The organism is Streptomyces sp. NPDC014764, from assembly GCF_043082785.1.
GTDB lineage: Bacteria > Actinomycetota > Actinomycetes > Streptomycetales > Streptomycetaceae > Streptomyces > Streptomyces althioticus.
On sequence record NZ_JBIBXY010000002.1, the window covers coordinates 518,185 to 531,284 of the forward strand.

Below are 13,100 nucleotides of genomic sequence, written 5' to 3' on the forward strand. Positions count from 1 at the left end.
GCAACGCCGTGTCCGGATCGTGAACAAGGCATGGTGTTCTCGCGACCATGTCCCTTACAAACAACTCATGTTCTGGGTACCTCTCCTGCTGCTGGCCTGGGCGATCGCCGGGGTCGTCGGGTTGCGGCTGTGTCGGGCCGCGGTGCGTGAGGCGGCGGCTGCCGGTGACGGTGCGGGAGAGCGGCGGGGGCTGACGCTGTACGAGGCGGCGTTCCTGTCCGGCGGACCCGCGCGGGTCGCCGATCTGACGCTCGTCGCGATGGCCCGTCAGCGGCGGCTGCTGCTGGCGCACACCGGCTGGGCCACCGTCGTCGATCCGCACGGGCGGGACGACATGGAACGCACGGTGATAGGGGCGATCGGGCCGGACGGGCAGTCGCGGATAGCGCCGGTGCGGAAGGCCGCGGCGACCGCGGAGGCGGTGCGGACGCTGGCGGAACGGCTGGTGCGTGCCGGGCTCGCGGTGCCCGAGGGCGACGGGCGGACCGTGGCGCAGGCGCTGCGCCGGCTGCGGCTCGCCGTGCCGGCGGTCGTCGGTCTCGCCGCCGTCGCGCTGCTCATGCCGGTGCCGTCACCCATGCCGCGCCTGCTGGTCGCCCTGTGGTTCGCGCTGCCCCTGGCGTTCACACTGGGCTGTCTCGCCATCGCGCGCTTCGAGCTGAGTCCCGCCTCGGCCTGGGCGTCCCCGGCGGGTCAGCGTCTGCTCACCTCCGTGCGGCGGGCGGCGGCCGACGACACCGACGACGACCGCGCGTACCTGACCACCGTCGCCGTGCGCGGGGTGCACGCCGCGGGCGAGCCCCAGGTCCGGGCTGCCTTCACGCACCGGGAGCCGGACCCCCGGTGGTGACCGGGCCGTGAACCGGTCGCCGACACCCGGCGGGCGGTCCTTGCCCGGCACCGCACACGCCGAAAACATCCCTTTTGTCGCCACCGTGCACCGAAGGGATCACCTCACCGATGAGAACCGCCGCCGCCCTCGTGGCCGCCGGGTCCTTGCTCCTCACCACCCCGGCCGCCGCCCGGCCCCCCGCAGCGGCCCCCGGGTCCCCGGCCATGTCCGAGGCGCGCGGCACCGAGGTCACCGCCGCGCGGGCGGCCTCCGAGGGCATCGACTTCGGCCCGTGCACCGAGGAGCAGGAGCTGCCGCCCACCGTGGAGTGCGGCACGCTGAGCGTCCCGCTCGACTACGCCCGCCCTGGCGGCGAGCACATCCGGCTCACCGTGAGCCGCTCCCGGGCCACCGGGAAGGACCCCGCGACCGGACGCGCGGTGCCGCGCCAGGGCTCCCTGGTGAACAACCCGGGCGGGCCGGGCGTCAGCGGGATGTACTTCCCGGTGCTCGGCGTGGTCCCGGGCTGGAAGCGGCTGGCGGCGGCGTACGACCTGGTCGGCTACGCGCCGCGCGGGGTGGGCCGTTCCGCCCCGGTGTCGTGCGTCGACCCGGGCATTTTCCACCAGGGTCCCGCACCCGCGCCCCGGTACCCGGCGGCGACGGTCAAACGGGAGCGCGCGGCCCGCGCGGCGGCGTACGCGCGTGGGTGCGCCGAGCGGTCCGGCGACGCGCTGCGGCACTACACCTCGCTGAACAACGCCCGCGACCTGGACGTGCTGCGCGCCGCGCTGGGCGAGACCCGGCTGACGTTCCTCGGCTCGTCGTACGGCACGTACATCGGGGCACTGTTCGCGACGCTGTTCCCCTCGCACGTACGGCGGATGGTGTTCGACTCGGCGGTGAATCCGGCGCCGGAGCGGGTCTGGTACCGCAACAGCCTCGCCCAGTCGGCCGCGTTCGAGGACCGCTGGGCGGACTTCCGGGCGTGGGCCGCCCGCCACCACGACGTGTACGGGCTGGGCGACACCGCGCGGAAGGTGGGCGACAGCTACGACGTCGTGCGGGAGCGGCTGGCGCGGAAGCCGGCGGGCGGGAAGGTCGGCCCGGCGCAGCTGCACTCGGCGATGCTGAAGGCCGCGTACTACGACGACCACTGGCCGCAGCGCGCGCACGCACTGTCGGCGTACCTGAAGGGCGACCCCGCTCCGCTGGTGGAGCAGGCGGAGGAGCAGCCCGAGGCGGAGGCGGAGGCGGAGAACACACGCGCGGTCCACCTGGCAGTGCGGTGCAACGACGCGCCCTGGCCGACGGACTTCGCGGTGTGGGACCGGGACAACACGCGGCTGGCGCGCCGGGCGCCGTTCGCGACGTGGGACAACGTGTGGACCGACCTGCCCTGCGCCTACTGGCCGGGGCCCCGGCAGCGGCCGCTGGACGTGCGCGCCGGGCAGGACGCCCTGCCGCCCACGCTGATCCTGGCGGCCGAACGGGACGCGGCCACCCCGTACGACGGCGCCCTGGAGCTGCACCGGCGGCTGGCCGGGTCGGCGCTGGTGACGGAGCGGGACGCCGGCAGCCACGGCCTCGCGGGCGGCGCCAACGCGTGCGTGAACGCGCACCTGACGGCGTATCTGCTGGAGGGCCGGGTGCCGGGCCGGCGCGCGTCCTGCGCACCGCACCCGGCGCCCGCTCCCAGAACCTGAGAGGTCAGGCCAGACCGGCGACCAGGTCCGCGACGTCCTTGCGGCGGCCCGTGAAGAACGGGACCTCCTCGCGGACGTGCATACGGGCCTCCGAGGCGCGCAGGTGACGCATCAGGTCGACGATGCGGTACAGCTCGTCCGCCTCGAAGGCGAGGATCCACTCGTAGTCGCCGAGGGAGAACGACGCGACCGTGTTGGCGCGCACGTCCGGGTAGCCGCGGGCCATCTTGCCGTGGTCCGCGAGCATCCGGCGGCGGTCCTCGTCCGGCAGCAGGTACCAGTCGTAGGAGCGCACGAACGGGTAGACGCTCACGTAGTCGCGGGGGGTCTCGTCGGCGAGGAACGCCGGGATGTGCGAGCGGTTGAACTCGGCGGGGCGGTGCAGCGCCATGTTCGACCAGACCGGCTCCAGCGCGCGGCCCAGCCTGGTGCGGCGGAAGAGGTTGTAGGCCTCCTGGAGCTGGTCGGCGGTCTCCGCGTGCCACCAGATCATGAGGTCGGCGTCCGCGCGCAGGCCCGACACGTCGTAGGTGCCGCGGACCGTGACGTCCTTGGCCGCGAGCTGGTCGAACAGCTCCTGGACCTCGTCGGCGTAACCGGCGCGGTCCTCCGGCAGGACGTCCTTCAGCTTGAACACGGACCACAGGGTGTAGCGGATGACCTCGTTGAGGTCCTTGGCCAGCTTGCCCTTGTTCGGGATCCGGTCGGGCGCAGGGGTGGTGGCGTCGTCACTCATGTCCCTCATTCTCCCGCTCCTCCGTACAGGCTCTGCACCGGGTGGGCGGTGAGCTCCTGCACAGCGTGCAGGTCACCGCTGATCCGGTCGGCGGCGGCGTACGCGCTCGCGATGCACGCGGGGACGCCGACGCCGTCGTACGCGGCGCCGCACACGGCCAGCCCGGACAGGCCGGCGAGATGGGCGCGGACGCGGGCGACGCGCGCGTGGTGGCCGACCGGGTACTGGGGCAGGCCGTCGTCCCAGCGGGTCACGCGGGTGGCGACCGGGGCGGCGTCCAGGCCGGTGGCCGCCTTCAGGTCGTGCCGGGACAGCTCGACCAGTTCGTCGTCGTCGCGGTGCAGGATCTCCGTCTCGCCGTGGCGGCCCACGGAGGTGCGGACGACGGCCAGGTCCGGGGTCTCCTCGGCGATCCAGCCCCATTTGCGGGAGGCGAACGTGGATGCCTTGATGCTGCGGCCCTCGACGGGCGGCACCAGGAATCCGCTGCCCTCGGGCAGCCGCGCCTCGTCGCGCCGGTAGGCGAGGGTGATCAGCGCCATCGAGGCGTACTCGACGGCGGACAGCTCGGCGGCGGCGCCCGGCGCCTCGGCGCGCAGCAGGCCCGCGGCGGCCGGGGCGGGCACGGCGACGACGACCGCGTCGGCGTGCAGCACCTCGCCGCCGGCGACGAGCCGCCAGCCGTCGCCGGGTTCGCGGCGCAGTTCGGTGACCGGGGCGCCGGTGAGGATGCGGACGCCCCGGGAGCGCAGGGAGTCGGCGACCGCGAGCGGCAGGGTGCCCACGCCGCCCGCGACGCCCGTGAAGACGGGGCCGGTCTGCTGAGCGGCGGCGGTCCTCGCCTGCACGGCGCGGACCGCCTCGCCCAGGGTGGCGTGCGCTCGGGCGGCCTCGAAGAGGCCCGGGACGGCCGAGCGCATCGAGATGCGGTACGCGTCCCCCGCGTACACCCCGCCGAGCAGGGGCTCCACGAGCCGGTCGACGACCTCGCGGCCGAACCGCTCGGCGACGTACTCACCGATGGCGACGTCGTCGCCGATCTCGGTGGGCGGCAGCTCGGCGTCCCGCCCGATCCGGGCGAGGCCTTCGTCGGACAGCACGCCGGCGAGGGCGGCGGCGGTGCCGGGGACGCCCATGACGTGCCCCTTCGGCATGGGGCGCAGGGCGCCGCGGGTCCACAGCGCGGCGGAGGCGGTGGCGGGTGGCTGGAGCCGGTCGGCGAGGCCCACCGCGCGGGCGAGTCCGACCGCCTCGGGCCGGCGGGCCAGCAGCGACTCCGCGCCGAGGTCGACGCGGGCGCCCGCGATCTCGCCGGGCAGCAGCTTGCCGCCGACCCGTTCCGAGGCCTCCAGCACGGTGACCCGCGCCCCGTGCTCCAGCAGCCGGTGCGCGGCGGCCAGTCCGGCGATGCCCGCTCCGACGACGACGGCGTGCCGCCCGCCGCCCGTGTGTGATCCGCTCATGCCCTCCACCTTCTCAGACGCCGCGCGCCGGTCCGCCAGGGCCGTGTGGCCCCGTCGAGTCCCGACCGTGACCCCATCGCGACCGTCCGGCCCGAACCCCCGTCCCGTCTGCGGCGTCTGAGGATCGTCAGTGTCACCACGGCAGGGGGAGTCCCGCATGCGCACACGTCGATCCGTACGATCCGCCCACGCCCTGGCGGGGGTGCTGCTGGCGGCGGCCCTCGCGGTCACCGGGTGCAGCGCGTCCGGCGACGAAGGCGCGAGCAAGGCCGGAGGCGGGCAGGGGGTGGCGGCGGACGAGAAGGGGGCCGTGGACGCGGCGCCCGAGTCCGGGAAGCAGGGCGCGCCGGGCGGCACGGCGGACCGGTCCGCCCCGTCGGCGCCCCGGCTCGCGACGGAGCACATCATCCGCACGGCTTCCCTGACGGTGCGGGTGAAGGACGTGCCGACGGCGCTCGACGAGGCGCGCACCGCGACCACCAACGCGGGCGGTTACGTCGGCGACGAGAGCACCCGCCGGGACGCCGTGGGCCACGAGCGCACGCGGGTGGTGCTGCGCGTGCCCGTGGACGCGTACGACAAGGTGCTGGCCGCGCTGGAGGGCACGGGCACCCTGGTCGAGCGCAACGCGAACGCGGAGGACGTCACCGACCAGGTGGTCGACGTGGAGAGCCGTGTCCGGTCGCAGCGGGCGAGCGTGGCGCGGATCCGCGAGCTGATGGACCGGGCGACGCGGCTCAGCGACGTGGTGACCCTGGAGGGCGAGCTGAGCACCCGCCAGGCCGACCTGGAGTCGCTGCTCGCCCAGCAGGCCGCCCTGAAGGACCGCACGAGCCTCGCCACCATCACGCTCACGCTGTCCGAGACGCCGGTGAAGGAGGCGAAGGAGGACGAGGAGCCCGGTTTCCTGGACGCGCTCGCGGGCGGCTGGGACGTCTTCCTGACCCTGCTGCGCTGGCTGTTGCTGGCGCTCGGCGCGGTCCTGCCGTTCGCGGCGGTGGCGGCGCTGGTCGTGCTGGTGTGGAGCAAGCTGATCAGCCCCCGGATGGCGCGCCGCCCGCGTCCCGGGCCCGCGGCGGACGGCGGCACGGGCTCGCTGCCCGTCGCCCCGCCGGTCCCGGCGCGTGCCCCGGACACCGGGAACGGCGACGCCTGACGGACCGTGCCCGCCCCTCCCCCGTAGCGTGGGCGGCATGAACACGAGCGCTGCGCACGGGGCGAGGGAACGGCTGGTCGTGATCGGCGGCGACGCCGCGGGCATGTCCGCGGCGTCGCAGGCCCGGCGGATGAGGGGCCCGGACGAGCTGGAGATCGTGGTGTTCGAACGAGGCCACTTCACCTCCTACTCCGCCTGCGGCATCCCCTACTGGGTGGGCGGCGACGTCGAGGACCGGGACGAGCTGATCGCCCGCACCCCCGAGGAGCACCGCGCGCGTCACATCGACGTGCGGCTGCGCACCGAGGTCACGGAGATCGACGTGGACCGGGGTCGGGTGCGCGCCCGTGACCTGGAGTCCGGCGCCGAGTCGTGGGCGTCGTACGACAAGCTGGTGATCGCGACGGGTGCCCGGCCGGTCCGCCCGGACCTGCCGGGGATCGATGCGGCAGGGGTGCACGGGGTGCAGACCCTGGACGACGGGCAGGCGCTGCTGGACACGCTGGCCCGTACGGAAGGGCGCCGGGCGGTGGTCGTGGGGGCGGGCTACATCGGTGTGGAGATGGCCGAGGCTCTGATCAACCGCGGCTACGAGGTGACGGTCGTCAACCGGGGCCGGGAGCCGATGGCGACCCTCGACCCCGACATGGGCCGGCTGGTGCGCGAGGCCATGACCGGGCTGGGCATCACCATGGTGGACGACGCCGAGGTGACCGCGCTGCCCACCGGCGCGGACGGCCGGGTGCGGGCGGTCGCCACCGCGGACGCCGAGTACCCCGCCGACGTCGTCGTCCTGGGCATCGGCGTACGGCCCGGGACCACTCTCGCGCGGGACGCCGGGCTGCCCCTCGGCGACCACGGCGGGCTGCTCACCGACCGGTCGATGCGGGTGCGCGGGCTGGAGAACGTGTGGGCGGGCGGCGACTGCGTGGAGGTGCTCGACCTGGTCTCCGGGCAGCTGCGGCACATCCCGCTCGGCACCCACGCCAACAAGCAGGGCCAGATCATCGGCACGAACGCCGGCGGCGGCTACGCGACCTTCCCCGGCGTGGTCGGCACGGCGGTCAGCAAGGTCTGCGACCTGGAGATCGCGCGCACCGGTCTGCGCGAGAAGGACGCCCACCGGGTGGGCCTGCGCTTCGAGACGGTGACGATCGAGTCGACCAGCCGCGCGGGCTACTACCCGAACGCCGCGCCCATGACGGTGAAGATGCTGGCGGAACTGGGCACGGGCCGCCTCCTCGGCGTGCAGATCGTCGGCCGCGAGGGCGCGGGCAAACGCGTGGACATCGCGGCGGTCGCCCTCACGGCGGGCATGACGGTCCACCAGGTGGCAGCGCTGGATCTTGGCTACGCCCCGCCGTTCTCCCCGGTCTGGGACCCGATCCAGGTGGCGGCCCGGAAGGCGGCGGCGAAGGTGAGGGGGACGGGGTGATCGTCCCCGGCGGTCACCGCCCTCCGCGCGTCATGCCGTCCCGTTGATGCGTTCTATCGCCTGGCGGGCCTGCTCGCCCGGAGGGCGGGACGGGAGGGAGGAGACCGAGCCGGTCGCCGAGGCGGCGGAGGCGGTGGCCGGGGGGACGGCCGGGGGCTGTTCGCCGGCCGTCGGACGGGCGTGGGCGGCGGTGGCGCGGGCGGAGCGGAGGCGGTGGCCGACCGCCTCGTCCAGCGTCACCGGCCGCTGCATCTGCGCGGCGAGCCGCCCCGCCTCCTGGCCGAGCCGGGCGACGTCCTCCCAGGGGAGGCGGACCACGAGCGTCAGCTCGGCCTCGCCGTCGGGCAGCGCGTGCACGGGGACGGTCACTCGGTCGTTCATCGCCTGTGTCCTCACGTCGGCCCCGCGGCGCCTTTCCCGCGCCGCGGGCGGTTGGGGAGACATACGCACGGCGGACGGGCGGCGTTCAGGGGCCCGTTGATTCACCGGCGGCCGTCCGGGCACTAGTGGAACGTGGTCATCCCCGTCCATGACGTGAACCCCGCGCGCCGCACCCCCTGGGTGACGTACGCGCTGATCATCGCCAACATCGTCGTCTTCGTGGCGCTCACGCCCGGTGTCGTCGGCTCCCTGACCGGGGGCGGCGGCAGCCTGGCGGATCTGTGCCACCTCCAGGCGTTCCTGGAGCGGTGGGCGGTGGTGCCCAGGGAGCTGGTCCACCACCAGCTGCCGAACCTGGTGCCGACCGGCGCCACCGGCGTGGGCCCGCAGGGCGCCGGCTGCGTGATCGGCCCGCCCCGCTACGACAAGTCGCCCGAACTGAGCGTGCTGACGGCGATGTTCCTGCACGGCGGCTGGCTGCACCTGCTGGGCAACATGCTGTTCCTCTGGATCTTCGGCAACAATATCGAGGACCGCATGGGGCACGTCCGCTTCCTGCTGTTCTACCTGGTCTGCGGCTACGCGGCCGCGTACGGCTTCGCGCTGCTGAACGCCGGCTCGGGTGAGCCGCTGATCGGGGCGTCGGGCGCCGTCGCGGGCGTCCTGGGCGCGTACCTGGTCCTCTATCCGAAGGCGCGCGTCTGGGTGCTGGTGCCGTTCCTGATCTTCCTGCCGCTGCGGCTGCCCGCGTGGATCGTGCTGGGCCTGTGGTTCGGGCTCCAGGCGGTGTACTCGGCCGGCCAGGGCGTCACGGACGCGGGCACGGTGGCGTACGCGGCGCACGTCGTCGGTTTCGTCGTCGGCATGCTGCTGGCGTGGCCGCTGAAGCGGGGCACTCCCCCGCCGCCCGAGCCGCGCGGCATCCTCTTCGGCCGGCGGGCCCGGCCCGGCTGGTAGAACGACCGCCCGCTCGATCGACTCCGGCCCTAGACTCCCCCCAGCGGCCGCTGTTCGATGGGGAGGACCATGTTCGACCACACGTACGAGAATCCGGTGATCAGCGGTTTCCACCCCGACCCGAGCGTGTGCCGGGTCGGCGACGACTACTACCTGGTGTGCTCCAGCTTCGAGTACTTCCCCGGGCTGCCCCTCTTCCACAGCCGGGACCTGGTGCACTGGCAGCAGATCGGCAACGTGCTCGACCGCCCCGCACAGCTGCCGCTGCCGCTCCCCGGCTCGAAGGCGTCCGGCGGTCTCTACGCCCCCACGATCCGGCACCACGACGGCCGCTTCTGGGTCGTCAACACCAACGTCGACGGCGGCGGCAACTTCGTCGTCACGGCCGAGCGCCCCGAGGGTCCGTGGAGCGACCCCGTGTGGATCGACCTGGAGGGCATCGACCCCGACCTGGCGTGGGAGGAGGACGGCACCTGCTGGTGCGCCTTCTCCGGACCCGCGGGCGGGGTCAACCTGGCGCGGATCGACCCGGTCACGGGCGCGGTGCTGGAGGGCCCCTCCCCCACCTGGTCCGGCAGCGGCCTCAAGTACCCGGAGGCGCCGCACCTCTACCGCATCGGCGACTGGTGGTACCTGCTGATCGCCGAGGGCGGCACGGAACGCGGCCACGCCGTGTCGGTGGCCCGTGCCCGCTCCCCGCGCGGCCCCTGGGAGGGCGCCCCCGGCAACCCGCTCCTCTCGCACAGCGGCACCGGTCGCCCGATCCAGAACACCGGCCACGCCGACCTGGTGCAGGCGCCCGACGGCAGCTGGTGGATGGTGCTGCTCGGCGTCCGCCCGCGCGGGTTCACGCCCGACGTGCACGTCCTGGGCCGGGAGACGTTCCTGACACCGGTGGAGTGGGACGAGGACGGCTGGCCGGTCGTCGCGCCCGTGCCGGAGCGTCATCCGGCGCCGGGCGGCGCCTGGCGTCCCGTGCAGGACCCGCCCGCCCGCGACGACTTCGACGGGACGGCCCTCGCCCCGCACTGGATCTCGCCGTTCACCCGCCCGGAGGGCTCCTGGTCGCTCACGGAGCGCCCCGGATCGCTGGTGCTGCACGCCACCGGCCCCACCCTGGACACCCCCGGCTACACGTTCGTCGGCCGTCGCCAGCAGCACCACGACTGCCGCGTCACCGCCCTGGTGGACCCGGGCGCCGGACGCGGCGGGATCTGCGTACGGCTGGACGAGGCGCACCACTACGAGGTGGAGGCGGGCGACGGGGAGGTGCGTGTCGTGGCGCGGATCGGGCCGCTGAGCGAGACCGTGGCCCAGCGGTCCGCCCCGCCCGGGCCGCTGCTCCTCGGCGTGACCGTCCGCACCGCGGACCTGGTGCCCGCGTCGCCCCTGCTCACCGGAGGTCACACCATCGGCCCCGACACCCTCGCCTTCTGGCTGGGCGACCCCGACTCCCCGGGTGCCCACCCGCTCGCCGAACTGGACGGGCGCTACCTGTCCACCGAGGTCGCCGCCGGCTTCACCGGCCGCGTCATCGGCATGTACGCCACGGAGGGTTCGGTCGCCTTCGACTGGTTCGAGTACGTCCCGGCGCCCGCCGTGTAAGAGCGGCCCGTGGCCGCAGGGCCCGTGCACCGGTTCGGCTAATCTGTCCCCCATGCCACCCCGACCAGCCGGAACGCGTCCCACTCTGTCCCTGGTCGCCGAGACCGCCGGTACGAGCGTGCCGACCGTGTCGAAGGTGCTGCGCGGCGGGACCGACGTCTCGGCGGAAACCCGCGCACGGGTCATGGAGGCCGTACGGGCCGTCGGCTACACCCGCAGGGCCGGGGGCAGGAGCGAGAGCGCGCGGGACGAGAAGGGCCGGTCCCAGGTCCTCGACCTGGTGGTCACCCACTTCGAGGGGTCGTGGGCGAACCTCCTCGTCGCCGGGGTCGGCCGCGAGGCCGCCGCGGCGGGGCTCGACGTCGTGCTGACGCTCGCCGAGCCGCAGGGCGACTGGGTGTCGCGAGTGCTGCGCAGGCGGACCCTCGGCGTCGTCGGCACGCTGGTCGACCCGGCGTCGCCGCAGTTCGGCGCGCTCTTCGCGGCAGGCGTTCCGGTGGTGCTGATCGACCCGATGACCACACCGCCCGCGGGCGTGACGAGCGTCGGGGTGGCGAACTGGGAGGGCGGCCGCATGGCCGCCGAGCATCTGCTGTCCCTGGGGCACGAGCGGCTGGGCGTGGTCGCCGGTCACGCCCGCCACCTGTTCAGCCGGGCCCGCGTGGACGGCTTCCGCGGGGCGGCCGACACCGAGACCGGCGGGCGGGCCACCGTGACGGTGACATACGGGGGCTGGAACCGCGCGAAGGCGGCGGCCGCCACCCACACCCTCCTCGACGAGGATCCGGAGATCACGGCGGTCTTCGCCTGCGCCGACTCGATGGCGCTCGGCGTCTACGACGCGCTGGGCGAGCGGGGCCTGCGCGTCCCCGACGACATCAGCGTCATCGGCTTCGACGACCTGCCGGAGGCGCAGTACATCACCCCGGGTCTGACGACCGTCCGCCAGCCCAGCACCGAACTGGGCGCGGCGGCGGTCAAACTGCTGCTGGACCTTTCCCGGGGTGAGGACGGCGCGGCCCGGCCCCCGGCCCGGATGAAGCTGGCGACGGAACTGGTCGTGCGCGCCTCGACCGGCCCCGTGTCACACCGGTGACGCGACCACGTCGAGGACGAGCCGGCTCGGCCGGCCGGCGCCCTGGAGAATCGTGTGCTCGGCGGTGGCGGGGAGCGCCGACTCCCCTGCCGCCGCGTAGGTGTTGGTGCCGATCTCCCAGCGCGGTGACGAGCTGGGGGCGATGTCGACGCGTATCCGGTGGCCCGGCAGGAAGGTGTGCGCGGTCGACCAGAGGTCCACGGTGATCTCGTACGCCCGGCCCGGCTCCAGCGGCCCTCTCCCGCCCCGGCCGGTCACCGGGTCGACGGACCGCGCCGATCCCCGCCGCACGCCGTCGGCGACGACTCGGCTGGTGCCGTCGGGGCGTTCGTCGCACAGCCGGACCACCACGTCCGCGTCCGTCCCCGTGGTGACGAGATGGACGACGGCGCGGACCGCGCCCATCACCGTGAGGGGCTCCTGCAGCGGCCCGGTGCGCCAGGAGACGACGTCCGGCCGTGCCTCGACCGCCGTCTGGTCGGCGGGGCCCGCCCCGAACGGCGCGAAGAGCAGGACGGCCCCGCCGCACGTCGGCACCGGGGACGCCGGGTCGCTGACGAGCCGCCGCCCGCCGCTCCCGGACGGCTCGGGTGCGAGCGCGCCCTCCGGGGTGAGGTACAGCTCGAGCGGCCGGGCGTCACGCGGCGGGAACTCGGCCGTCTCCACCCACCGGTCGGCGCCCATCAGGAACACCCGTACCGGCGGGAGGCCGAGCGCTCCCCCGCGCAGCACCGCGTCGAACCAGCGAAGGTGGAGCGCGGTGAGGTCCACGGCGTCCGCGGACGCGTCCGGACCGAAGTCGAGGCCCGCCGCCCGGCCGGAGAAGTCGTCGTGCGTCCACGGGCCCACGACCAGCCGGGGCGCCGGCCGGCCCGTGTCCTCCGCGCGGCGCCGCAGCCGCCGGTACAGCTTCAGGGTCGGGCCGAGGAACACGTCGAACCAGCCACCGGTCAGGAGCACCGGCACGTCGACCGCGTCGGTCCGGTCGACGATCTTCCCGGCCCGGTGGCGCGGCGAGTCCAGCGGCTCCCGCAGCCGGTCCAGGCCCCACCGGACGATGCCCTCGGCGTCCCGTCGCTCGTGCAGGGCCCCGGCGCGGTACGCCTCGCCCGTCGCGATCGCGTGCCCGGTCGCCTCGTGGCGCCGGCGCTCGGCCTCCCGTTCGCGGGCGGAGGGAAGACGGGTGATCGCGTCCGGCGCGACGGCGTGGTGCGTCCACGCGAGGGTGCTGCCGAGCTCCGGCACGCCGCCGCGGAAGCGGAAGCCGTCGAGTGCCGACAGCGCGGGCGTCATGGCCGGGGCCAGCGCCCGCAGCGCCGGGGCGCCGCCGAGCAGCGCGGCGAACTGGGTGTCGGAGGCGTAGGACGCGCCCCACATGCCCACGGTGCCGTCGCACTCGGGCCGGGCCGCGAGCCAGGCCACGGCGTCGGCGCCGTCCGCCTCCTCCTGGGCGCAGGGGTCGAAGACGCCCTCGGAGCCGAAGCGGCCCCGCACGTCCTGGAGCGCGACCAGGTAGCCGGCGGCGACCAGGCGGCGGACGTCCAGGTACCCGTCGTCCTCCTCGCGGGTCACGTCGTAGGGGTGGCGGGTGAGAAGGGCCGGCCGGGGTCCGGTGCCGTGCGGGAGGAGCAGGAGGGTCCGCAGCCGTGTTCCGTCGCGTGACGGGCAGGTCACCTCCCGGCGTTCGGCGACCGGGTCCGGTGTCGGCCGGGAGGTGACGGTCACGGCAGCGT

11 protein-coding genes are annotated in these 13,100 nt (G+C 75.0%); 7 read left to right on the forward strand and 4 right to left on the reverse strand.

The genetic code is table 11. The features are described from left to right. Positions 1-67: 67 nt before the first annotated feature. Together ACF1AG_RS07435 and ACF1AG_RS07440 are read left to right on the forward strand one after the other, a co-directional pair. Positions 68-850, forward strand: a complete 783-nt coding sequence (locus ACF1AG_RS07435) for a TIGR04222 domain-containing membrane protein (RefSeq protein WP_391809457.1) — start codon at positions 68-70, stop codon at positions 848-850. Positions 851-960: 110 nt separating this feature from the next. Then, positions 961-2,538, forward strand: a complete 1,578-nt coding sequence (locus ACF1AG_RS07440; protein ID WP_391809458.1) for an alpha/beta hydrolase — start codon at positions 961-963, stop codon at positions 2,536-2,538. 4 nt (positions 2,539-2,542) lie between these two features. Here the strand turns inward: ACF1AG_RS07440 and hemQ are convergent, their stop codons facing one another. Next, positions 2,543-3,274, reverse strand: a complete 732-nt coding sequence (gene hemQ, locus ACF1AG_RS07445) for a hydrogen peroxide-dependent heme synthase (RefSeq protein WP_163091563.1) — start codon at positions 3,272-3,274, stop codon at positions 2,543-2,545. 5 nt (positions 3,275-3,279) lie between these two features. Then, the gene (gene hemG / locus ACF1AG_RS07450; RefSeq protein ID WP_391809459.1) at positions 3,280-4,737 is read right to left on the reverse strand and encodes a protoporphyrinogen oxidase; all 1,458 of its coding nucleotides are present in this window, start codon (positions 4,735-4,737) and stop codon (positions 3,280-3,282) included. 157 nt (positions 4,738-4,894) lie between these two features. On the opposite strand from hemG, the gene ACF1AG_RS07455 reads away from it, so the two are divergent. Beyond that, entirely contained in the window at positions 4,895-5,893 is a 999-nt protein-coding gene (locus ACF1AG_RS07455; protein WP_359608156.1) for a DUF4349 domain-containing protein, read from the forward strand. A 37-nt stretch (positions 5,894-5,930) separates the two neighbouring features. Then, positions 5,931-7,328 carry an FAD-dependent oxidoreductase gene (locus ACF1AG_RS07460; RefSeq protein ID WP_391809460.1) on the forward strand — a complete coding sequence of 466 codons (1,398 nt, stop codon included), beginning with the start codon at positions 5,931-5,933 and terminating at the stop codon, positions 7,326-7,328. A gap of 30 nt (positions 7,329-7,358) precedes the next feature. Here the strand turns inward: ACF1AG_RS07460 and ACF1AG_RS07465 are convergent, their stop codons facing one another. Beyond that, positions 7,359-7,709 carry a hypothetical protein gene (locus tag ACF1AG_RS07465; protein ID WP_359601395.1) on the reverse strand — a complete coding sequence of 117 codons (351 nt, stop codon included), beginning with the start codon at positions 7,707-7,709 and terminating at the stop codon, positions 7,359-7,361. Between the two features lie 132 nt (positions 7,710-7,841). Between ACF1AG_RS07465 and ACF1AG_RS07470 the strand changes: the two genes are divergently transcribed. From ACF1AG_RS07470 to ACF1AG_RS07480, 3 genes are all read left to right on the forward strand, one after another. After that, complete coding sequence (locus tag ACF1AG_RS07470; RefSeq protein WP_359601394.1) at positions 7,842-8,666, forward strand: rhomboid family intramembrane serine protease; 825 nt, start codon at positions 7,842-7,844, stop codon at positions 8,664-8,666. Positions 8,667-8,735: 69 nt separating this feature from the next. Continuing rightward, entirely contained in the window at positions 8,736-10,271 is a 1,536-nt protein-coding gene (locus ACF1AG_RS07475; RefSeq protein WP_359601393.1) for a glycoside hydrolase family 43 protein, read from the forward strand. Positions 10,272-10,323: 52 nt separating this feature from the next. Next, a complete protein-coding gene (locus ACF1AG_RS07480) occupies positions 10,324-11,367 on the forward strand; it encodes a LacI family DNA-binding transcriptional regulator (RefSeq protein ID WP_359601392.1) in 1,044 nt (347 codons plus the stop codon). Here the strand turns inward: ACF1AG_RS07480 and ACF1AG_RS07485 are convergent. Next, entirely contained in the window at positions 11,356-13,092 is a 1,737-nt protein-coding gene (locus tag ACF1AG_RS07485; RefSeq protein WP_359601391.1) for a CocE/NonD family hydrolase, read from the reverse strand. The genes ACF1AG_RS07480 and ACF1AG_RS07485 overlap by 12 nt on opposite strands. Positions 13,093-13,100: the final 8 nt, after the last annotated feature.